Raw genomic sequence first — 22,054 nt, forward strand, 5'->3', positions numbered from 1 at the left:
TCCGGTTCACCCGTCCTTCCATCACGGCTGAGCCGGAAGGCTGATCACGTCCCTGGGTCTTGCGCGCCGTGGCCCGGTGGCGGCCTTCAGGCAGGCCCAGTTTCGACCTCAAGGTCGCCGCGGGCCACCACGCGGGCCAGGGCGGCGTGGTCGCGCTCGGCCTGATCGGCGTAAGCCACCGCGAACGCGGCGGTGGCCTCATCGAAGTTCTCGCCGCCGCCCAGGTAAGCGCCCAGCGCCACCGCGTCTCCGGTGCGGGCGTGGGCACGCGCCAGGGCCCAGCCGCACAGTTCGGCGATTTCTTCCAGGGTGCGTGGCGTCACGGCGTGCAGCTCAAAGCGGCCCTTGAGGTCGCGCAGCTGCCGCACGTAGGCAAACCCCCCACCCGAACACCAGCCCAGAAACGGATCGGTGGCGGCCTGCATGAGCTGCTGGCCCCGCACGATGCGGTGCGCGGGGTTGTGGGCCACACTGGGTCCGGCGTGGGGCTCCAGCACGCTGGGCCGGGCCTCCTTGACCTGCAAAAACAGCACGTCGTCGCCGTCGGCGGCCAGCAGCAGCACCAGCACACGGCGCCCACAGCTGCCCACCCCGGTGACCTTCAGCGCCCAGTCGGCGAGGTGGTAGCGCGAGAGCAACATGCGGCGGTCCGGCGCCACGCTGTCGAGGTAACAGGCCTTGACCCCTTCCAGCATCGCCTCGGCCTGGGGGTCGGCCGCGTGCACCAGCAGCGGCGGATCATCGCGCAGGCGCCAGCCAGCTGGGGTCTGCACCGCCAGTTTTTTCAGGGTGTGCAGGTGGGTGCGGGTGCTGGCCTTGTCGAACATGGCCCGGCCGTGGGCGCGGGCGTCGGCGGCCATATCGGCCAGCGCCTCAGAGGCGTCAATGCGGTCGTACCACACGTCAATATGGGGCTGCTGGGCGTAGGCACGCAGGTGCAGGCGGTAGGCGCGCGCCGCGCTGCGGGCGGCAAAACGGGCGTCGGCCTCACCGTGCCCGGCCTCGCGCCCGGCCAGCACCAGACTGGCGCACAGGCGCCGCGTGTCCCATTCCCAGGGGGCGCGCAGCGTTTCGTCAAAATCATTGAGATCGAACACCAGGTTGCGTTCGCCCGTGGCAAAGGCCCCGAAGTTGGCGCAGTGGGCGTCGCCACTGGCCTGCACCTGCGCGCCGGTGGTGGGCGTGGTGGCCAGATCGGCGGCCATCAGGGCGGCGCTGCCCCGGAAAAAGGCAAAGGGACTGGCGACCATGCGCCCGTAGCGCAGCGGCACGAGGTGGGGCAGGCACCCACTGGCCGCAGCCCGCAGGGTGTCCAGCACCGTGTCTGGGCGGTCCCCGGGCGCCGCAAAAGTGGCGTGGGCACGCCGGGGAAGCGCCGCGCGCAGCGCCCGGCCCTGCGCGCGGCGTTCCGCCCGGCTGGGCAGCGGCGTGGGCGAGAAGGGATCGTGCATGGGCTTTATCGTGCCATGCCCGCGCGGCGACAGGGTAAAGAAACAGGACGTGGCGCGCGCCTTGCCGCGCCCGGCATCATGGGGGCCGCACGGAGGCGCCATGACCCAGACCCAACCCGAAGTGATTCGCAATGACGAAGCCGCCCGCTACGAACTGCGCCAGGGCCAGCAGGTGCTGGGCTACGCCGAGTTCCGCCCGGCGGGCGAAGACGCCGTGATGTTGCCGCACACGGTGGTCGATGAGGGCCACGAGGGGCAGGGCCTGGGCAGCCTGCTTGCGCGCGGCGCCCTGGACGACGTGCGGGCCCAGGGCAAACGGGTGGTGCCTATGTGTCCGTTTATCGCCGCCTACATCCGCCGTCACCCGGAATACACCGATCTGGTGCACCCACAGCAGCGTGGTGTATTCGGGCTGTAGCGCGGCCCAGGGAGTGGGCGCCAGGGGGGCCCTTGACTCGCCCTCGTCCCCACCGGGGGCCATCAGGTCAGCGACCGCCGTGCTCAGGCCTGATCCAGCCAGTTCAGCAGGGCCGCCTTGGGCTGGGCCCCCACCAAGCGGCCAGCCAGGCGGCCCTGGCGGTACAGCAGCAGCGTGGGAATGCCCTGCACGCCCAGCGCCGAGGCGTGGCGGCCATGCTCGTCCACATTCACCTTGACCACCCGCACCCGCCCGGCCCGTTCACGGGCAAGCTCTTCCAGCACCGGGCCCAGGACCCGGCAGGGCCCACACCACGGCGCCCAGAAGTCCACGATCACGGGCACGGCGGCCTGAATGTCGGTGTCCAGCGAGTCGTCGGTGCCCTCATGCAGCCAGGGCAGGGCCGCGCCGCACCGGGCGCAGACCGGCACCTGGCCCGTGGGCACCTGGGCGGCGCGGTTGCGCGCGCCGCACTGGGAACAGGTCAGGGGCGTCATGGGGGCCAGTCTGCCAGCCCAGGGGGCTTCACGCCCTTGCCGCTTTCTTGACCTGCGGCTGGGCCTGCCGGGACAAAGGGGGCTGACAAGGGTTCGGGTTCATCGGTTCTTCCAGCACGGATGAACCCAGCCAGGGGGCGAGGGAGGACGGTGATGAAGCGGCGCGCAGGGGCGGTGACGGATGATCCGGACACCGTATGAGGAGCGCCCCAGGCTTCTGGCGTGTTTGTCCGGCTCCCCGGTCTGTGGACAGCGCCCGTCACCCTGCGCGGCGCGGGCCCTGACGTCCAGCCAACACCTGCTTAGTGGGCCGCTTTGCCCTTGCCAGGGCGCAGGTGCAGCGCCGCCACGATCAGGCTGCCAATCACCAGCCCGACGACGGCAGAGCCGATGGTTTCCACCAGCCACTCCACGAAGCCTTCGGCAAACGGCGCCGCGTGCCCGGCGGCCACGGCCAGATCATGGATAAAGTGTTCGGGGCCGCCCAGGCCAAACTTTTCCAGGCCGTCCACCACGATGTGGCCGCCCACCCACAGCATCGCCGCTGTGCCGATCACGGACAGCGCCCCCAGCACGGCCGGCATGCCGCGCACCAGCGCCCGGCCCAGGGCCTGCGCGCCGCCCGAAGGCCGCTCGGCCAGCCGCAGCCCGAAGTCGTCCATCTTGACGATCAGGCCCACCACGCCGTAGACCAGCGCCGTAATCACCAGCGCCACCACCAGCAGAATAAGGGCGCGCGACCACAGCGGCTCGGTGGCCACCTCGGCCAGCGCAATGGCCATGATCTCTGCCGACAGAATGAAGTCGGTGCGGATGGCCCCGGCCACCATCTGCTTTTCATGGGCCTCGCTGCTCAGCTTGGCTTCGGATTCGGCGGCGCTGTCGTGGTGACCGCCGAAGGCCTCCATCACCTTCTCGGCCCCCTCAAAGCACAGGTAGGCGCCGCCCAGCATCAGGATCGGGGTGATGGCCTGGGGCAGAACCTCGCTGAGCAGCAGCGCCACCGGCAGAATCAACAGCACCTTGTTGCGCAGCGAGCCGCGCGCAATGCGCCAGATGATCGGCAGTTCGCGTTCAGGCCGGAAGCCGGTGACGTAGCGCGGGGTCACGGCGGTGTCGTCCACCACCACGCCCACGGCTTTGACCCCCGCCTTGGCCGCCGCCGCGCCAATATCGTCAATGGACGCGGCGGCCAACCGGGCAATGGCCGCCACGTCGTCCAGCAGGGCCACCAGCCCGCCGCTCATTGCGGGCCTCGGCCGGGGTGCGGGTGCAGAACAGGAGCAGAAAGACCAGACATCCTGATCAGCCTAAAGCAGCGCTTGCCTTTGCGCGACCAGAAGACGTTGAGGGCCGGCTCACCCGGGCCGCTCGCTGCTGGCCCGGATGACACCAGTGGGCGCAGCCCGGTGCAGGAGAGGCGGGGTCAGGCCGTTGCCCCTCGGGCGACGCCTGTGCAGGCGAGCGCCGCACAGGCTCCATGCCCGGTGGAGCGTCCTGGGTTGGGGACGCGCTTCGCCCGGTTGAGCTCAAGAGCAGCAGCGAGCGATTTCAGTTCATCCGGGCGAAAGCGTGCTGTGTGTTTCTGGGTGGAGGGCCCCTGGGGTCCGCCACGGCCACGTGCCCTCGTCGCAAGCGCAGCTGTGCCCTAGAATGACGCTCTGTTGCCTCACGCTGCCCCTCTCCCCCAGGTTCTGGAATGACGGCCGCCCCCGACATGCTGCCCGCGCTGGGCGCGCTGCTGGCGGCCAGCGACGACGCCCTGTTTGTGCTGGATGAACAGGGGCGCTTTGTGTACGCCAATGACGCGGCGGGGGCCCTGGTGGGCCGCCCAGCGGCCGAACTGCTGGGGCTGTCGCTGGAGGCCGATTTTGCCCACGCCTTCAGCCCGCGCTGGCTGAGCGAAAGCCGCCGCGCCCGCGCCGAGGGCCGCCGCGTGGACTATGACGCCTTTAACCCCTCGCTGGGGGGCTGGGTGCGGGTGCAGGTCGCGCCCCACGGCGGGCACCTCGCCGTGCAGCTGCGCGACGTGAGTGCGGCGCGGCGCTCGGCGGCGCTGCAGGAGATCACGGCGGCGCTGGACCACGCGGGCACGGTGGACGAGGTGGTGGACGTGGTGCTGCGCGGCACGCGGGCGGCGGCGGGCGCGGCCATGGCGGCCCTGGTGCAGCCCACCCGCGACGGCCACCTGGCACTGCGCGGCGAGGTGGGGTATCCCCCCGAATTGCGGGAGCGCTTTGCCCGTTTTCCACTGAGCCTGGACATTCCCCCCTGCGAGGTGGTCCGCACCGGGCAGCCCACCTACGTGTCGGGCGAGGCCTTTGACCGGCGCTTTCCCGGCTCGGTGGGGGTGCGCGCCGCGCAGACGCGCAGCCTCGCCGCGCTGCCGCTGCAGGTGGGGGGCAGCCTGTGGGGCGTGCTGGCCCTGAGCTTTACCGAGGAGCGCGCCTTTGGCCCGCAGGAGCGCGCCTTTTTGCAGGCGCTGGTGCAGCAGTGCGTGCAGGCCCTGGGGCGCCTGGAAGCCCAGGGCCGCCTGCAAGAACAGGCCGAAACCCTGCGGCGCCTGAACCGCGTTGGGCAGACGGTGGCCGCCGAACTGGACCTGGGGCGCATGGTGCAGGCCGTCACCGACGCCGGGGTGGAACTCAGCGGCGCGCAGTTCGGGGCCTTTTTTTACAACGTCATGAACGAGCAGCAGGAAAGCTACATGCTGTACACGCTGTCGGGCGTGCCACGCGAAGCTTTTTCCTCGTTTCCCATGCCGCGCAACACGCACATTTTTGCACCCACCTTCAACGCCCAGGGGGTCGTCCGCTCAGACGACATCACCAAGGATCCCCGGTACGGTCACAACCACCCACACCGCGGCATGCCGGCCGGGCACCTGCCCGTGCGCAGTTACCTTGCGGTGCCGGTGGTGTCACGTTCCGGCGAGGTCATGGGCGGGCTGTTTTTCGGCCACGAGGCGCCTGGGGTCTTTACGGCGCGCGCCGAGGAACTCGTGCTGGCCCTGGCGGCCCAGGCCGCCGTGGGCATGGACAATGCCCGGCTTTACCAGCAACTGCAAGACAGCCACCGGCTGCTGGAACACCGCGTGGAAGCCCGCACCCACGAACTTGAAGCCCAGGCCGCGGCCCTCGAAGCCTTTGTGCGCTTTACCGAAGCCGCCGGAATCAGCACCGATGTTTACACGCTGGCGCGCGAAGCCATGACGGTGTTCCGGGGCTTTTTTGCCGAGTGCAGCGCCGCCTACTACGAACTGGACGGCGAGATGTGGCGCGCGAAGGTGTGGACCGAGGACATTGAGCCGGCGGTGGTGGCCAGCATCACGGCGGGCGTGCCCGCAGACGCCCCGGCCTTTGCGGGCGCCGTGGCGTCGCGCGCCCCGGTGTTTGTGGACGGCTGGGACCCGGCGCGCGAGCAGGTGGCCGCCACCGAGGCCTACGGCACCGTGGCCCTGTATCCCATGGTGGTGGGCGACGAGGTGGCCGGGCTGCTGGCGGTGGGGCTCAAGGGCACCCAGCGGTGGTCGGGGCACGGGCAGGCGGTGGTGCGCTCCACAGGGCGCAGCCTCAACCTGTCCCTGGAACGCGCGGCTGTTTCGCTGCAGCTGCAAAAGCAGCGCGACGCCCTGCAGGCCCGCACCCAGGCCCTGGAAGCCTTTGAGGGCCTGACGCGCAACCTGACCCTGGAGGCCGACCCCTACACCCTGATCACGCGCGCCCAGGCCATCATGCTGTCCCTGTTGCCCGAGGGCTACTCGATCTACTGGGAGCGCGAGGGGGACATGTGGCAGGCCAAGACCCAGCTGGGCGACCTGCGCAACGCCGAATTGCAGCGGCAGGTGGACGCCGGGCTGCCCTACAGCGTCACGCGGACGGTGCGCATTCCCTTTGAGAGCGGTGAGCCGCTGTTTCAGGACGAGTACGACCGCCGCAACGACAACCTGGGCAGCACGGTGGGGCACATCAGTGCCACCGCCTCGCTGCCGGTCAAGGCGGGGGGCAGGGTGCACGGCGTGATCGTCGTGGGGCTGTTTGGCGCCCGGCACTGGACCAGCACCGACCGCGCGGTGCTCGCCACCGTGATGCGCAGCGTGGGCCTGACGCTGGAAGGGGCCGAGAACACCCGGGTGCTGCAGGAGCGGACCCGTGAACTGGAACGCTCCAACGCCGACCTGGAACGCTTTGCCTACGTGGCGTCGCACGACCTGCAAGAGCCACTGCGCACCATCGCCAGCTTTGCGGAGCTGATCGAGCGCCGCTACGGCCAACACCTGGATGACCGGGGGCGGCAGTACCTGACCTTCGTGACGCGCGGGGCCGAGCGCATGAAGGTGCTGATTGATGACCTGCTGGTGTTCTCGCGCCTGAACGTGGTGCGCGAAGACCCCACGCCGCTGGACCTCGCCGCGCCGCTGCAAGACGCCCTGGACAGCCTGCACGGCGCCATTGAGCACAGCGGCGCGCAGGTGAGCTGGGGCGCGCTGCCGCAGGTGCTGGGGGTGCGCTCCGAGCTGGCGCAACTGTTTCAGAACCTGCTGGGCAACGCGATCAAGTTCCGGCGCCCGGACGCCGCGCCGCGCATTGAGATTCAGGTGCAGCCGGCCGAGGGGCAGTGGCAGATTCAGGTGCGCGACAACGGCATTGGCTTTGATCCGCACTACGCCGAGCGGATTTTTCAGATGTTCCAGCGCCTGCACGGGCGCGACCAGTACGAGGGCACCGGCATGGGGCTGGCCATCGTGCGCAAGATTCTGGAACACCACGGCGGGCAGATCTGGGCGCAGTCGGTGCCGGGGCAGGGCAGCACCTTCACCTTCACGCTGCAGGCGGCCGAAGACGGGCCGGCGGGCGGGACCACCGGCCCCGCATGACACCGGCTGGGCGGGCCGCCCCTGTCCTGAGCGCGGAGCAGCAGGCCGTGGTCTCGCGCGCCGCCGAAGCGGTCCGTATGCACACCGCTGCCTGTGAAGCCGCGCAGGACGTGACCCCGGACGCCGCCCAGGCGCTGCGCGGGAGTGGCTACACCCGCCTCACCCTGCCCCCTGCGGAGGGCGGCCTGGGGGCCTCGCTGGCCGCTTTTGCCCAGGCGCAGCTGACCCTGGGCGAGCAGGGAGCCAGTCTGGCGCTGGTGCTGGCCATGCACGGGCATGTCACGGGCGCCGCGTTTCAGGGCCGCACCCTGCCGGACGAGCTGCTCGCGGCCCTGGCGGGGGCGTGCCGGCGCGGCGAACTCGTCAATGCCCTGGCCAGCGAACCGGAACTGGGCAGCCCGTCGCGTGGGGGCCTGCCCCGCACGGCCGCCACGCCGGACGGCGCAGGCTGGCGGATCAGCGGGCGCAAAACCTGGAGCACGGGCGCGCGGGCCCTGCACTGGGCGCTGGTGCACTCAGCCCTGCCAGACGGCCGCGTGGGGCGTTTCTGGGTGGACCTGCGGGGCGAAGGGGTGCACCTTGAGCCCACGTGGCAGGGCGCCCTGGCCCTGCGCGGCAGCGGCAGCCACGACGTGGTGTTTGAGGGCGCGCCGGCCCCGCTGTGGGCCCCGGCCGAGCCCCATCCGGCCAGCAGCGCGTGGTTCTGGACCGCCGTGGCCGCCACCTATCTGGGCGTGGGCTTCGCGGCCCTGCACGCCCTGACGACCTACGCCCACGAGCGCGTGCCCACCGCCCTGGGCGCCCCGCTGGCCACCCTGCCGCGCCTGCAGGAGGGCGTGGGACGCCTCGGCGCCGGGCTGCTGGCGGCGCGCGAGCTGCTGTTTCACGCGGCCGCCTGCTGGGACGCGGCCCCGGGCCCAGACGCCCTGCCCCTGCTGGGCGCCGCCAAGGCCCTGTGCACGAACGCCGCCGTGGACGCCACCGACCACGCGCTGCGGCTGGCGGGCGGCGCGGCGCTGACCCCGGCCCTGCCGCTGGAACGGCTGCTGCGCGACGCCCGGGCAGGCCTGACCCATCCCCCGGCCGACGACCGGGCCTATGAGGCCCTGGGCGCGGCGCTGCTGGCGAGCCAGGGCCCGCCCCCATCCCCCACCCCGTAGGCGCGCGAAATGCGCCCCGGCGCACGGCACCTGCCCCCGCCCCCCGGGTACGATGCCCCGCAGGATGACGCCTGCGCTGCGCCTGGACCGGGGGACCCTCGTGATGACCGAGGTGCCCGCGCCCGTGCGTGACCACTTTCTCTGGGACGCGCGCAGCCAGTCGTGGCGGGCGCCGGGCCGGGCTTACCGCGCCGTGGTGGAGGCCCTGCGGGAAGCCGGCGTGCCCTTCCGCGACAGCGCCGCCGCCTTTGAGAAGCTGGACCTGGGCTTTGCGCGCGAGGTGACCCCCTACGTGCACCAGACCCGGGCCCTGAACGCCTGGAAACGGGCCGGACGCCGGGGCGTGGTGGTGCTGCCCACCGGCGCGGGCAAGACGCTGGTGGCGCAATTGGCGCTGCGCGACACCCCCCGCAGCGCGCTGATCTGCGTGCCCACCCTGGACCTGCTGCACCAGTGGTATGCCGGGTTGGTGGCCGCCTTTCCAGACGGGCAGGTGGGCCTGCTGGGCGGCGGCAGCCACGACGAGACCCCGCTGCTGGTCAGCACCTACGATTCGGCGGCCATTCACGCCGAGACGCTGGCCGGGCGCTACGCCCTGCAGATTTTCGATGAAGCCCATCACCTGCCCAGCGACTTTACCCGCGTGATTGCCGAGATGGGCCTCGCGCCCTACCGCCTGGGCCTGACCGCCACGCCCAAGCGCAGCGACGGCCGCGAGCGCGACCTGGACACTCTGATTGGCCCGGTGGTGTTTCACGCCGCCCCCGAGGATCTGGCAGGCGAAACGCTGGCGCCTTACAAGGAAGTGGTGATCCGCGTGTCGCTGAGCCCCTTCGAGCAGCGCCGCTACGACGACCTGATCGCGCAGCGCAACGAGTTCCTGCGCCTGAACGGCATTCGGCTGGGGTCCATTGACGGCTGGAAACAGTTCGTGATGAGCAGCGGCACCCCCCACGGCCGCCGCGCCATGCTGGCCCACCGCGAGGCCCGTTCATTGGCCTACGGTACAGGCGGCAAGCTGCGGGTGCTGGAGGAGGTGCTGGCCAACCACCCGAAAGAGCGCACGCTGATTTTCACCGACGACAACGCCACCGTGTACCGGATCAGCCGCGAGTTCCTGATTCCGGCGATCACGCACCAGACGCCGGTGAAAGAGCGCCACGCCCTGCTGGAGAAGTTCCGTTCTGGGGCGTACCGGGTGCTGGTGACCAGCCGCGTGCTGAACGAGGGCGTGGACGTGCCCGAAGCTAGCGTGGCGGTGGTGCTGTCTGGCACCGCCACCGAGCGCGAGCACATTCAGCGCCTGGGGCGCATTCTGCGCCGCGCGCCCGGCAAACAGGCGGTGCTGTACGAGGTGATCACCCAGGGCACCAGCGAGGAGCGGGTCAGCCAGCAGCGCCGGGGCCAGTGGAAGGCCCCCGCCGAGGACGACTTCGGGGTGCTCAATGCTTCCGACTGAGCTGCTGATGTTCCGGGTCAAGGCCGGGCTGGTGGAGCCCCGGCGCCTGAAACCCACCGCGCAGAACCTCGCGCTGGCCGAAACCCTGATCGGCGCTTTTGAAGCCCACATCGGCAAGCGGCGCTTTGAGCTGGACGACGAACTGCGCACCCTCGAAGCCGGGCGCCAGGATTTCAAGGTGCTGCGCGGGCTGGCCCATCTGCTGACCAACCTGGGCACCTTTGAGGCCGCCGGGCCCGTGGAGCCGGGGGTGGTGCGCGCGCGCGTGTTCGAACTGGCGCAGGCGGGCGTGCCCAGCCGCCGCACGACCACGCTGGTGCTGGAACAGGCGGGCCGCTCGCTGGGCCTGGAGCGGCCCCTGAGCCCGGATGAGCTGACGGCCGCCCTCTACGCCGACCTGCCGGACCAGCAAACCCTGGTGGCCTTCGAGCCGCCCGCGCCCCTGGAACTGATTCACCGCTACGACCTGGCGCAGGCACAGGGGACCCTCTACCGCGCCTCTGAACTGGTGATCACCGCGCGGCGCAACGAACCGGCCCGCTACAAGCAACTGCTGAAATACCTGAAGTTCTTTGGCCTGATGGCCACCGTGGAGGGCGACGCCAACCTGGGCTTTACCCTTACGCTGGACGGCCCCGCCAGCCTGTTCGGCCAGACCACCCGCTATGGCCTGAGCATGGCGAAGTTCCTGCCCGCGCTGCTGCATGTAACCAAATGGGACCTGAGTGCGACCCTGAAGCCCCGGCGTGACCTCGCGTGGGTGGACCCTGCCGACACCGAGTGGTCCTTTCAGCTCACCAGCGAGGACGGCTACGTGAGCCACTACGCCCCACCGCAGGAGCACGACAGCGCCCTGGAATCGGGGTTTACCGAACGCTTTGCCAAGCTGGACACACCCTGGCAGCTGGAACGCGAGGTGGACCTGGTGCCGGTGCCGGGCGGCGTGATTCTGCCGGATTTCCGACTGGTGCAGGGAGAGCGCTCGGTGCTGGTGGAGATCGTGGGCTACTGGCGCCCGGAGTATCTGCGCAAGAAATTCGAGCTGCTGCGCAAGGCCGGGCGCCGCGACGTGATCGTGTGCGTGAGCGAGCGCCTGAACCTGGAACGGGCCGGGGTGGACCCCAGCGATTTTGGCGACCGCGTGGTGTGGTTTAAGGGCGTGCTGAACCCCAAAGACGTGCTGGCCCTGGCCGAGCGCTACGCCGTGCGCGACGGCGAGTAAACAAACGGAAGCGGGCACCCGTGGAAGGGTGCCCGGCAGGATTCAGTGATGGGAAGGCTCACTCGGCTGTCCGGTCCTGGGGCACGCGGCTGGGGTACATCACGGGAATCGAAATCAGGGGCAGGGCAATCGCGGCCAGGGCAAACAGCAGTTCCATGTCTTGCAGTGTGCCCCGGGGGCGGCGCGCGCAGATGACGTGACCTTCAGTCAGTCTGGAGCAGCCCTTGAGCGGGCATAGAGCGGAGCTTCAGGCTGGCGTCAGCAAGCTGACCGAGTGGGAATTTCGTCGTGCATGGCGTCACATTCTGCCCGCGCCGTACACTGGGCGCATGACCCCGGACGAGGCGCGGGCGCTGCTGCTGGCCTGCTTTCAGGAGGCGCTGGCCGCCACCGCGCCGGGGCGGCTGCTGGCCCCCCATCTGCAAGGGACGGCGCCCAGCTTCATCCTGGCCGTGGGCAAGGCGGCGGCCCCCATGCTGGCGGCAGCGCTGGCGGTCTACCCCGGCGTGCCGGCCCTGGCCGTATTGCCAGACGGGGCCCCGGTGCCCGCGTGGCCCGCCCATGTGGCCGTGCGCCGGGCCGGGCACCCGCATCCCGACGCGCGCAGCGTGGCCGCCGCCGAGGAAGCCCTGCGCGCGCTGGCCGCCCTGGGCCCGCAGGACGAGGCGCTGGTGCTGCTGTCGGGCGGGGGCAGCGCCCTGCTGTGTGCGCCGCGCGGCGTGACCCTGGCCCAGAAGGCTGCCCTCAGCGCCGAGCTGATGCGCGCCGGGGCCGACATCCACGCCCTGAACACGGTGCGCCGCCACCTGTCGCGCGTGAAGGGCGGCCAGCTGGCGGCGGCCACCCGCGCCCGGGTGCGTGCGTGGCTGCTCAGCGACGTGGTGGGCGACGACCCAGCCACCATCGCCAGCGGCCCCACCGTGCCCGACCCCAGCACCTTTGCTGACGCCCTGGCGGTGCTGGACCGTTTTGGGGTGGCAGCGCCGGAAGCCCGGGCCGTTCTGGAAGCGGGTGAGCGGGGCGAGCACGAGGACACCCCCACGGCCCTCCCCCATGCCCACGCCCAGGTGATCGGCGGGAACCGCGACCTGCTGCGGGCGGCGCAGGCGGCCCTGCAGGCCCGGGGCCTCCCGGCGGTGATCCTGGGCGACACCTTCACGGGCGAGGCGCGCGAGCTGGCGGCCTTTCATGGAGCCCTGGTCCGCAGCGTGCAGGGGCACGGCATGCCCTGGCCCGCCCCGGTGGCCCTCCTCTCGGGCGGCGAGGCCACCGTGACGGTGCGCGGCCGCGGCCACGGCGGGCGGAACACCGAATGGGCGCTGGCCCTGGCGCTGGCTGGCCTGGGGGTCTATGCCCTCTCGGCCGGCTCGGACGGGGTGGATGGCACCAGTGGCGGCGCGGGCGCCCTGGTCACGCCCGACACGCTGGCCCGCGCCGCGGCCATGGGGCTGGACCCCCAGCGCGCACTACACGAGAACGGCGCTGGCTCATTTTTTGCCGCGCTGGGCGACCTGGTGGTCACCGGCCCCACCGGGCAGAACCTGAATGACCTGCGGGTGGTGCTGGTGCCCGGCCCGGCACTGGCGTAACCCGGCCATCGGAGAACCCCCACCCCCCTGTCCAGGATTCTGTGCCTCAAATGCGGCCCGGCGCGTTCGGGGCACCCCCTACCCTGGCAGGGTGATGAAGAAACGCGCACTCACCATCGCCGCCCTGAGCGCGGCCCTGCTGCTGGGCGGAGCCACGGTGGCCGTCGTGGCGGCCCAGCAGACCCAGAAAGACGTGCAGGCCCAACTGGGCCGCACCCAGAAAGCCCTGACCGAAAGCGGACTGGCGCGCATGGTCAGTGAGCCCTACCAGGGCACGGCCTTTGGCGGCACCCAGGTCACGACCATCACCCTGATGCCTGAAACCGCCGATCCTATGGTGATCAAGCTGAACAGCCGCGTGTACAACGGCCCGTTCCCGCAGGGCAAACGCTTTGGGGCGGCCACCGTGATCACCGAGGTGCAGTTCGAGCCTGAGGTGCAGGCCGAGCTGAACCGGGCGTTTGGCGGCCAGAAGATCTCGCTGCGCACCGACATTCAGTTCGGCGGCAACAGCGTGACGACGTTTAACGTGCCGGCCGGCACCATCACGGCGGAGGGGACCACCACGCGCTGGCAGGCCGCCAGCGGCACGGTGCGCGCCACCGAGCGCGAGGTGCTCTCGGCCGGGCGGTGGCCGGGGCTGGTGGTTGAAGACAAGGACATGCGGCTGACCCTGGGCGCGACCAGCTGGCAGCTGAATGCCAGCCAGCAGCCGGACACGCTGGGCGACGGCAGGGCGCAGTTCACCCTGGCCAGCCTGGAGGCCGGTGCCCCGGGCGGGCAGGCCCTGAAGCTGGACCGCCTGACCGTGACCTCCACGACCCGCAGCCAGGGGCCGCTGATGAGTTCGGCGCTGGGCTACGGCGCCGAGCGCCTGGAAGTGGCCGGCAAGACGCTGGACAAGCTGCAGCTGAACGTGACCCTGAACAACCTGGACCGCAAGGCCATGGAGCAGCTCAGCGCCCTGACCCGGACCGAGAAGACGCCAGAGGACGCGGCGGTCAATGCCCTGATCACCGCGCTGCTGAAGGCCGGGCCCACCCTGGTGCTGGACCGTCTGTCGGTGGGGCAGGGTAAGGACGAGGTGAAATTCACTGGGCAGGTGGGATTCAAGGGCGCGCCCACCACCGACTGGGCGGCCGTGCTGGACAGTCCCGAACGGCTGATGGGCCTGCTGGATGTGCGCCTGCACGGTGAGGGCGAGGCGCAGGCCCTGAATACCCTGGCGGCCACCCTGGCGCCCGATCCCAGCATGGCCCAGGGGCTTATCCAGGCCGGCGAGGAGAACGGCCTGCTGGTGCGCCAGGGCTCTCGTCTGGTGACCGACCTGAACATGGATCAGGCGGGCCTGAAGGTGAACGGTCAGCCGCTGCAGTAAGCGTTCTTCCCAAGGCGCGCCCAGCCAGGCTCAACCGGCTGGGCGCCGCTGTGTCTGGACCCTTCTGACAGCGGACCTGGGCAGCAGGGCACAGGACCTGCTCGCGCCACCTCGCACAGGCGGGGCTTGGAACCTACGGGATCGGCCGCTGTCTGGCAACGGCCTATTCCCCTTTTGAATCAGCCCACAACCGAGCGCGACGCCCGGACTCACCCACCGCCCTTCAATGTCGCCCGCGCCGCTATCCTCTGCAACGACTTGTTTCTTCGCTGCAGCCGGCCCTCCGGGGCTCAGCCCTCGTCCAGCGCCACAAAGCGCAGGTCCAGGCCGGGCAGGCGCTGAATGAAGGTATCCAGCAGATGCAGGGCGCCGACCAGATCGCGTTCGTCCACCACCTCCACGGGGCTGTGGGTGTAGCGGTTGGCCACCGACACGGTGCCAGCAGGAATGCCGTGGCCGCTGTACTGCAGCGCGCCCGCGTCGGTGCCGATGCCGCGCAGTAGTTCGTGCTGGATGGGCACGCCGCTGGCATCAGCGGCGGCGATCAGCCCCCGCCGGATGGCCGGGTGGGCCAGCGCCGAGAAATCCATCACCTTGACCGCTGGGCCGCTGCCCAGCCCCAGGTGACAGGCCCCAAACTCCGGGGTGTCGTCGGCGGCGGTCATGTCCAGGGCCAGGGCCGCGTCGGCGGCGTGGGCCTGGGCCACCGCCTGGGCCCCGCGCAGGCCCACCTCTTCCTGCACGGTGAAGGCGAAGATCACGGTCACGGGCGGCGGCGCGTCCTGGTAGTGCTCCAGCAGCGCCAGCAGCACGGCGCACCCGGCGCGGTCATCCACCGCGTGCGCGGTGTAGCGCCCGGTGTTCACCCCCAGTTCGGTCAGGATGCCCACAAAGCCCACCGGGTCACCCAGTTGCACGCCCATGCCCACCGCTTCGTCTGCACTGCGCGCGCCGATGTCCACGTACAGTTCGGGGTGCGGCACCACGCGCTGGCGGTCGGCGTCGGTGAGCAGGTGGGCGCTCTTGGTGCCAATCACGCCCAGCAGCCGTGACTGCTGGGTGCGCACCCACACGCGCTGGGCCGGCAGAATGCGGTCATCGGTGCCCCCCACTTTTTCCAGCCGCAGAAACCCGCCCGGGGTAATCTGCCGCACCCGGAAACCCACCTCGTCCATGTGGGCGGCCAGCAGCAGGCGCCGGGCGCCTTCAGCGGCGGCGCGGCGCACCGCAATCACGTTGCCAAAGGCGTCCACGCGCACCTCGTCGGCCAGGGCGGAGGCCGCGCGGTACACCGCCCGCACCACGTCCCCTTCGCTGCCGCTGGGGCCGGTGAGGCGAACCAACTGGCGCAGGTGGGCAATCACGGGGGGCTCACTGCGCTCCCGGTCCGGGGCCAGCGACAGGGGGTGGTCTGACATCCCGCCATTAGACCGCACGGGGCGCCCTGGCCCCTTGAGCAAGCCCTCACGCGCGGCCAGTGGCCTGCATTCAGTCAATCTTGTGAGTCCCGGTGCCGGGCCGGGCGGGCCCCACATACTGCGGGGCGATGACGCTTCCCGAACCCCTTGGCTTCGTGCAGGTGCGCGGCGCGCGGGAACACAACCTCAAGGACGTGTCCCTGCAGCTGCCCAGAGACGCCCTGGTGGTGTTTACCGGGGTCTCGGGCTCTGGCAAGTCGTCGCTGGCCTTTGGCACCCTGTACGCCGAAGCGCAGCGGCGCTACCTGGAATCGGTCTCGCCCTACGCGCGGCGCCTGTTTCACCAGGTGGGCGCGCCGGATGTAGACGCCATTGACGGCCTGCCCCCAGCGGTGGCCCTGCAGCAGCAGCGCGGCGCGCCCAGCACCCGCTCCTCGGTGGGCAGCGTGACCACCCTGTCCAACCTCGTGCGCATGCTGTATTCCCGGGCCGGTGACTACCCTGAAGGGCAGGGCATCATCTACGCCGAGGGCTTTTCGCCCAACACCCCGGAAGGGGCCTGTCCCCACTGCCACGGCCTGGGGCAGGTGTACGAGGTGACAGAAGCATCTATGGTGCCGGACTCCTCACTCACCATCCGGGAGCGGGCGGTGGCGGCGTGGCCGCAGGCCTGGGGCGGGCAGAACCAGCGCGACATTCTGGTGAGCCTGGGCATCAATGTGGACGTGCCGTGGCGCGACCTGCCGCGGGACACGCGCGACTGGATTCTGTTCACCGAGGAGCAGCCGGTGGTGCCGGTGTATCCGGGCCTCACGCCAGAAGAGACCCGCCGGGCCGTGAAGCGCGGGCTGCCCCCCGGGTACATGGGCACCTTCAGCAGCGCGCGCCGGCATGTGCTGCACACCTTCGCCAACAGCGAGAGCGCCGCCATGAAACGGCGGGCGCAGGCGTACATGGTGTCGGCGCCGTGCCCGGTGTGTCACGGCAAGCGCCTGCGCCCCGAGGCCCTGGCGGTGCGCTTTGCCGGGCACGACATCACTGAGCTCTCGCGGCTGCCGCTTCAGGCCCTTTCGGCGCTGCTGCGCCCCTTTGCCCTGGGCAACGAGCGCGGCCACGCCCAGTTGCAGGCCGCGCGCCCGGAGCAGGCCGCCGCGCAGCAGCGTATGGCCGCCGACCTGTGCGCCCGCCTGGAAGTGCTGCTGGACCTGGGGCTGGGCTACCTGGGGCTGGACCGCTCCACCCCCACCCTGTCGCCCGGCGAACTGCAGCGCCTGCGGCTGGCCACGCAGCTGTACTCGCACCTGTTCGGCGTGGTGTACGTCCTAGATGAACCCTCCGCCGGCCTGCACCCCGCCGACACCGAGGCGCTGCTGGGCGCCCTGGACCGCCTGAAGGCCGCCGGCAACTCGCTGTTCGTGGTGGAACATGATCTGGACGTGGTGCGCCGCGCCGACTGGCTGGTGGACGTGGGCCCCGGCGCCGGAGAACAGGGCGGCGAGATTCTCTACAGTGGCCCGCCCAGCGGCCTGCAGGCGGTGGCGGCCTCCCAGACCGCGCGCTACCTCTTTGCTGCGCCTCAGCCCGCGCGCCCAGAAGCCCGCGCGCCGTCGGGCTGGCTCACGTTAAGCGGCGTCAAACGCCACAACCTGCGTGACCTGCAGGTGCGCTTTCCCCTGGGCGTGCTGACCAGCGTCACCGGCGTGTCTGGCTCCGGGAAATCCACGCTGGTGAGCCAGGTGCTGGTGGACACCCTGGCCGCCCACCTGGGCCAGAGCCCACCCACCGAAGACGATGAAGACCCGCAGACCCCAGCCGGCGTGACCGCGCAGCTGGGCGGCGACGTGGGCACCCTGTCGCGGCTGGTGCGGGTGGACCAGCGACCCATTGGGCGCACGCCGCGCAGCAACCTCGCCACGTACACCGGCCTGTTTGACGATGTGCGCAAGCTGTTCGCTCAGACGCCCCTGGCCCGGCAGCGCCGCTACAGCGCCGGGCGTTTCTCGTTCAACGTGAAGGGGGGCCGCTGCGAACACTGCCAAGGCGAAGGCTGGGTGATGGTTGAGCTGCTGTTCCTGCCCAGCGTGTATGCCCCCTGCCCGGTCTGCCACGGCGCCCGCTACAACGCCCAGACCCTGGAGGTGGAATACCGGGGCAAGACCATTGCCGAGGTCCTGAACCTGACCGTGGACGCGGCCTGGACCTTTTTTCAGGAGGACGCGGCCGTGTTCCGCGCACTGGACACCCTGCGGGAAGTGGGGCTGGGGTACCTGCGCCTGGGGCAGCCTGCCACCGAACTCTCCGGCGGAGAGGCGCAGCGCATCAAGCTCGCCACTGAACTGCAGCGCGCCGGGCGCGGCCACACGGTGTACGTGCTGGACGAACCCACCACCGGCCTGCACCCCGCCGATGTGGAGCGGCTGCGCCGCCAGCTGTTCCGGCTGGTCGAGGCTGGCCACACGGTCATTGCCGTCGAGCACGATATGCAGCTCGTGACCGCCAGCGACTGGGTGATTGACATTGGGCCGGGCGCTGGGGACAAGGGGGGGCAGATCGTGGCCCAGGGCACCCCGCAGGAGGTGGCGCAGGTCGCTGAGAGCCGCACGGCGCCCTACCTCGCCCGCGCGCTGCAGGCCCACCCTACCTGAGATGCAGCAGAAGCAGACGGCTGCAACGGCAGGTTCAGGCGCCTGTGTTCGCGGCCCTGACTCCTGAACAAACCCTTGCTCAGCCGGTCAGCGGTGTCCGAGGGCCAAGCGCTGGAAAGTCGGGTAGGGCTTCCAGTTCCCTGCCTTGCACAGTGGCCGGCTCTTCGGGACTAGGATGACGAGCGCTGTCCATCAAGCATGCCTGTATCCGCCACCTCTCGCCGTTGGCCGCACAGGGCGCCTCTCCCAGTTGGCTTCGTTGATGGGCCTCAGGAATCGATTTCAGCTGAGGCGCTTATGGCCGCTGATCTTCTGGAGGAAGGGGGCGCCCTGTGGCCCACGGTGCTTCAAGCCCAGCAACTGGGCGCAGCACCGCACCACCAGTACCCGCAAGGCGGCGAACGACGAAGCGAGAGGCATGCTGTCTGTAGCGACCCTGGTGTGGTTGTCGTCTGCCCTGTTCACCCACCGACCGGAGAAGTGCGGTGCATAAAGCCTTTGAGGGTCGGCTCAAGGGCGTGATGTGGGTGCCAGGGCACTACGGCGGTGGGTCACCGCAACGTTGCCGCACAAGCAGGGGGCAGTTCGGAACCCGCTTTAAGCCGCCTGTCATGGGGCTGCCAGGGTCAGGGCGTTCACTGGTCAGGTGGGAAGCCGCCGCCCGCGCGCTTTGCCACAGAGGAGATTGCGTGACCACCAGCCCCTCGTGGCCTCACCTCCCCAAGGTTTTTCAGGACCGGACAGAAGCCGGGCAGCTGCTGGGCGCAGTCCTGGCGGCCCGTGGCCCCTGGCCCAGCGCCGTGGTCCTGGCCCTGCCCCGGGGCGGTGTGCCGGTGGCCGCCGAGGTGGCTCGGGCCCTGGGGGCACCGCTGGACGTCTTTCTGGTGCGCAAACTGGGGCTGCCGATGGCCCCGGAAGTGGCGATGGGGGCGCTGGCCTCGGGCGGCGCGCAGTGGCTGAACGAGGCGCTGATGGACCGCCTGGGCATTTCTGCCGCCGCGCTGGCGCAGGTGCAGGCCCGCGAGGCACAGGAACTGGCCCGCCGCGAGGCCCTGTACCGCGCCGGCCGGGGTCCCCTGAATCTGACCGGCCGCACGGCCCTGCTGGTGGACGACGGCCTGGCCACAGGCGCCACGATGCGCGCAGCGGTGCAGGCCGCGCGGTTACTGGGCGCGGGGCGAATCGTGGTGGCGGTGCCGGTGGCGCCGCCTGACACCTGTGCTGACCTGCACGCCGAGGCCGACGAGGTGGTGTGCCTGCACACGCCACCCCACTTTCAGGCTGTGGGTCAGTTCTACGGCGATTTCTCGCAAGCCACCGACGCCGAGGTGCTGGCCCTGCTGGCTGGGCCCTGAGCCCACACCCTTTCGCGCCTCGGCACCCCCGCCGAGGTTCCCACCTTCAGGAGGCTTTATGACGCAGGCCGAGAAAAAGAACGATCCCAAGCACAAGCATGACCGTGACAACGACCCCAAGCCCGGCGGACAACGCGACCCCGGCAACGGCCAGCCCAGCGCCGACGAGAAAAACGGCGACGGCCGCCGCAATGGCAGTGAAAGTGGCGGCGGCCAGCGCGGGGGCAACGACGAGTAGTTGGCGGTGATCGCCCCTTCTCCAGACCATTGAGAGGCGCCCCAGGATCGTATGCCTGGGGCGCCTCTTTCCTCTGCTGCCTTACGGCGCGGGCGGCAGGTCGGGCACGGCGCCGCTGCAGTTGGCGTTGACGGCCAGTATCTGGCAGACCTTCTGCCCGGTGGCGTTCACGCCCGCTGCTCCGGCCGGGGGCTTGGCGTACACCCGCTCCTTCCAGACTTGCCAGAGCATCATGCCGTCGCCGGGGCGGCCCTTGTTCTTCATGTAGGTGGCCAGGGTTTCCACGTTGTAGTAGCGGGTGGCCTCGTTGTTGGTGCCGGTGTTCATCTCGGCGTCGTAGACGGTGCCGGGCTCGGCATTCAACTTCAGGATGGCGCCGCCGCTGCCTTCGGGGGCCACCTCCAGGCCCATGGCAATGGGGCCACCGTAGATGGCGCGGTAGCTCTCGTAGCCCTCGCGCGGGTCGTAGTAGGTGCCGCCGTCGTAGGACATGAGGTTCACGCGGTCAATCTTGGCGGCCAGGTCGCGCACCACACGGTACATAGTGCCGCCGAAGGGGCTGCCCCACTGCACCTTGCCTTCTTCCCACGGGGTGCCTTTCACGTAGTACGCGCCCGTGCTCCAGCCCGCAATGCTGATCTGCAGGTCCAGGCCCCGCGCGGCAATCTCGGCGTCCAGGGTGTTAATGATGTTCTTGATCTCGGCGTCCTTGGTGCAGGCGAACTGCGCGGCGTCCAGCTTGTTGCAGGTGCTGCCGCTGGATTCCCAGTCAATGTCCACGCCGCTGGCGCCCAGGTCCTGCGCCAGATCCACCACGTGCGCGGCGTTGAAGTTGCTCCACTGGCTGCCCTGGCTGTAGGCCCAGCCCCCCACACTCACCCAGACCCGCGTGCCCCGCGCTTTCAGGGCGGCAATGTTGTTGCGCAGCGTCTGGGCCTGCGCGGCTGTGAACTTGCGCTGCCCGTTGGGTGTGCTGGCCCCTTCGGCAAACTCGAAGCCCGCCACCGCCTGATCAAAGGCGTAGCTGCCCTTGACATAGGTTGTATCTGGCCGCGCAAAAGCCAGGTTCAGATCGGTGTAGTAGGCGGGAATATTGCTGGTGGTGAGGTCACCCACGCTGGTCTGCCACGTGCCCGCGTAGCCCACGTAAATGGCCTTGCCTGCAGGCGGCGAGGGCGGGGTGGTACCAGCGATGTTGACCGTCACCGAGGCCGACGCCGACTTGGTGTTCCCCGCCGCATCAAACGCTTTGGCCGTGTACGTCCGCGTGCCATTGTTCGCACTGCTGACCGTCTCACTCGCCGTATACGGCGCGCTCGTATCGGTGCCCAGCAAGGTCGAGCCCTGATAGAACTCCACCTTCGTCACCCCCACGTTATCCGTGGCACTTGCACTCAGACTCACGGCACCCGCACTGGTCACCGTACTCGGGCTCGCGGTCAGACTGACCGTCGGGGTGGTGGTGTCGCCTGTTGGTGGAGGCGTGGTGCCGCCAGAACAACTCGCACCGTTCAAGGTGCAGGTGTTGACGCCGGTGAGTTGCCCGGTGCCGTCGTAGTTGATGACCACGCTGCCGCCGGCGGGGATGGTGGCGCCGCCCCAGGTGTTGGGGGTGATGGTGTACAGCCCACTGCTGTCTTTGCTGATGCTGCCGCCCGCGCCCCAGACGGACGCACCAGCAGCGGCGTTGCCATTGAACTTGAACTTGAGGGTCCAGCCCTGAATCGCGGTCGGGCCAGGGTTGCTCAGGGTGATGCGGCCGGAAAAGCCGCTGTCCCACGCCCCCGTGCTGTCAAACGTCGCGCTCGGCCCTGTCGCCTGCGCCTGCAACCTCGGCCCGCTCTGCGCGGCAGGCGCCGATGGACCGGGCAATTGCGAACAGGCGGCCAGCGCCAGACTGGCAGTCAACACCAGCAGTGAACGTATACGTGGAAATCGGTACACAGGAAGCCCTCCTTTGGCAGTGGAGACGGCAGACGGCGCCCACGGCAGGGCCCCCATCCAGTTGTCGTGTGTGGAACGCTCCCATTCATACATGGCCACAAATGAGGCATGTGAAAATAAATTCCGAACATCTAGACAGGAATAAGGAGATTGTACATATAGCAGCTGTCCGGGGCACATATTTCCTACCACAGATATCAAGGTATGAAGTTTTCCTCCGGACCAAGCGCAAGGAGTGTTGAAAATTATTTTCAAAAAAAGACCTTTATGTTGAGGTTTGGCGACAGCAGGCGAGAATTCTTGAGCCAAGGGAATGACCCTGCCCTGCCCGTTCCAACAGCTCAGAAAAGTGCCGAAACGTCTCCGCTGCCAGTGCGAAGTTTTTCTTTGCAACTCGCTCTACT

Annotated in this window: 16 protein-coding genes; 11 read left to right on the forward strand and 5 right to left on the reverse strand. The window is 69.8% G+C overall.

What is annotated here, in order from left to right; all coding sequences use genetic code 11:
• Positions 1–86 precede the first annotated feature (86 nt).
• Positions 87–1,451, reverse strand: coding sequence for a DUF2252 domain-containing protein (locus K7W41_RS21775; protein ID WP_224612517.1), 1,365 nt, complete (start codon positions 1,449–1,451; stop codon positions 87–89).
• A gap of 100 nt (positions 1,452–1,551) precedes the next feature.
• On the opposite strand from K7W41_RS21775, the gene K7W41_RS21780 reads away from it, so the two are divergent.
• Entirely contained in the window at positions 1,552–1,869 is a 318-nt protein-coding gene (locus K7W41_RS21780; protein WP_224612519.1) for a GNAT family N-acetyltransferase, read from the forward strand.
• Between the two features lie 83 nt (positions 1,870–1,952).
• Here the strand turns inward: K7W41_RS21780 and trxA are convergent, their stop codons facing one another.
• Both trxA and K7W41_RS21790 read right to left on the reverse strand, forming a co-directional pair.
• Positions 1,953–2,366, reverse strand: a complete 414-nt coding sequence (trxA, locus tag K7W41_RS21785) for a thioredoxin (protein WP_224612522.1) — start codon at positions 2,364–2,366, stop codon at positions 1,953–1,955.
• 302 nt (positions 2,367–2,668) lie between these two features.
• Positions 2,669–3,613 (reverse strand): DUF808 domain-containing protein, encoded by a 945-nt coding sequence (locus K7W41_RS21790; RefSeq protein WP_224612524.1) that lies wholly within the window; start codon positions 3,611–3,613, stop codon positions 2,669–2,671.
• Positions 3,614–4,065: 452 nt separating this feature from the next.
• On the opposite strand from K7W41_RS21790, the gene K7W41_RS21795 reads away from it, so the two are divergent.
• The 6 genes from K7W41_RS21795 to K7W41_RS21820 all read left to right on the forward strand — a co-directional run bounded on the left by K7W41_RS21795 (position 4,066) and on the right by K7W41_RS21820 (position 14,050).
• The gene (locus K7W41_RS21795) at positions 4,066–7,242 is read left to right on the forward strand and encodes a GAF domain-containing protein (protein WP_224612526.1); all 3,177 of its coding nucleotides are present in this window, start codon (positions 4,066–4,068) and stop codon (positions 7,240–7,242) included.
• Positions 7,239–8,402, forward strand: coding sequence for an acyl-CoA dehydrogenase family protein (locus K7W41_RS21800; protein WP_224612528.1), 1,164 nt, complete (start codon positions 7,239–7,241; stop codon positions 8,400–8,402). The genes K7W41_RS21795 and K7W41_RS21800 overlap by 4 nt, the downstream gene beginning before the upstream one ends.
• A gap of 64 nt (positions 8,403–8,466) precedes the next feature.
• Positions 8,467–9,861, forward strand: coding sequence for a DEAD/DEAH box helicase family protein (locus K7W41_RS21805; protein WP_221091533.1), 1,395 nt, complete (start codon positions 8,467–8,469; stop codon positions 9,859–9,861).
• A complete protein-coding gene (locus K7W41_RS21810) occupies positions 9,848–11,083 on the forward strand; it encodes a DUF790 family protein (RefSeq protein WP_224612530.1) in 1,236 nt (411 codons plus the stop codon). The genes K7W41_RS21805 and K7W41_RS21810 overlap by 14 nt, the downstream gene beginning before the upstream one ends.
• Before the next feature lie 329 nt (positions 11,084–11,412).
• On the forward strand, positions 11,413–12,672 hold the full coding sequence (locus K7W41_RS21815; protein WP_224612531.1) for a glycerate kinase type-2 family protein: 1,260 nt from the start codon (positions 11,413–11,415) through the stop codon (positions 12,670–12,672).
• Between the two features lie 94 nt (positions 12,673–12,766).
• Positions 12,767–14,050 carry a DUF945 family protein gene (locus K7W41_RS21820; protein WP_224612533.1) on the forward strand — a complete coding sequence of 428 codons (1,284 nt, stop codon included), beginning with the start codon at positions 12,767–12,769 and terminating at the stop codon, positions 14,048–14,050.
• Between the two features lie 290 nt (positions 14,051–14,340).
• On the opposite strand, the gene K7W41_RS21825 is transcribed toward K7W41_RS21820, so the two are convergent.
• Entirely contained in the window at positions 14,341–15,468 is a 1,128-nt protein-coding gene (locus tag K7W41_RS21825; RefSeq protein ID WP_224612535.1) for a M42 family metallopeptidase, read from the reverse strand.
• A gap of 128 nt (positions 15,469–15,596) precedes the next feature.
• Between K7W41_RS21825 and uvrA the strand changes: the two genes are divergently transcribed.
• The 3 genes from uvrA to K7W41_RS21840 all read left to right on the forward strand — a co-directional run bounded on the left by uvrA (position 15,597) and on the right by K7W41_RS21840 (position 19,706).
• Entirely contained in the window at positions 15,597–18,113 is a 2,517-nt protein-coding gene (uvrA, locus tag K7W41_RS21830) for an excinuclease ABC subunit UvrA (RefSeq protein ID WP_224612537.1), read from the forward strand.
• Positions 18,114–18,802: 689 nt separating this feature from the next.
• The gene (locus K7W41_RS21835) at positions 18,803–19,468 is read left to right on the forward strand and encodes a phosphoribosyltransferase (protein WP_224612539.1); all 666 of its coding nucleotides are present in this window, start codon (positions 18,803–18,805) and stop codon (positions 19,466–19,468) included.
• Between the two features lie 58 nt (positions 19,469–19,526).
• Positions 19,527–19,706 carry a hypothetical protein gene (locus K7W41_RS21840; protein WP_224612541.1) on the forward strand — a complete coding sequence of 60 codons (180 nt, stop codon included), beginning with the start codon at positions 19,527–19,529 and terminating at the stop codon, positions 19,704–19,706.
• A gap of 81 nt (positions 19,707–19,787) precedes the next feature.
• On the opposite strand, the gene K7W41_RS21845 is transcribed toward K7W41_RS21840, so the two are convergent.
• A complete protein-coding gene (locus K7W41_RS21845; protein ID WP_224612543.1) occupies positions 19,788–21,650 on the reverse strand; it encodes an Ig-like domain-containing protein in 1,863 nt (620 codons plus the stop codon).
• Positions 21,651–21,854: 204 nt separating this feature from the next.
• On the opposite strand from K7W41_RS21845, the gene K7W41_RS21850 reads away from it, so the two are divergent.
• Positions 21,855–22,054: hypothetical protein (locus K7W41_RS21850; RefSeq protein WP_224612545.1), on the forward strand; the 200-nt coding region annotated here is incomplete at its 3' end.

The organism is Deinococcus multiflagellatus, from assembly GCF_020166415.1.
GTDB classification, from domain to species: Bacteria; Deinococcota; Deinococci; order Deinococcales; family Deinococcaceae; genus Deinococcus; species Deinococcus multiflagellatus.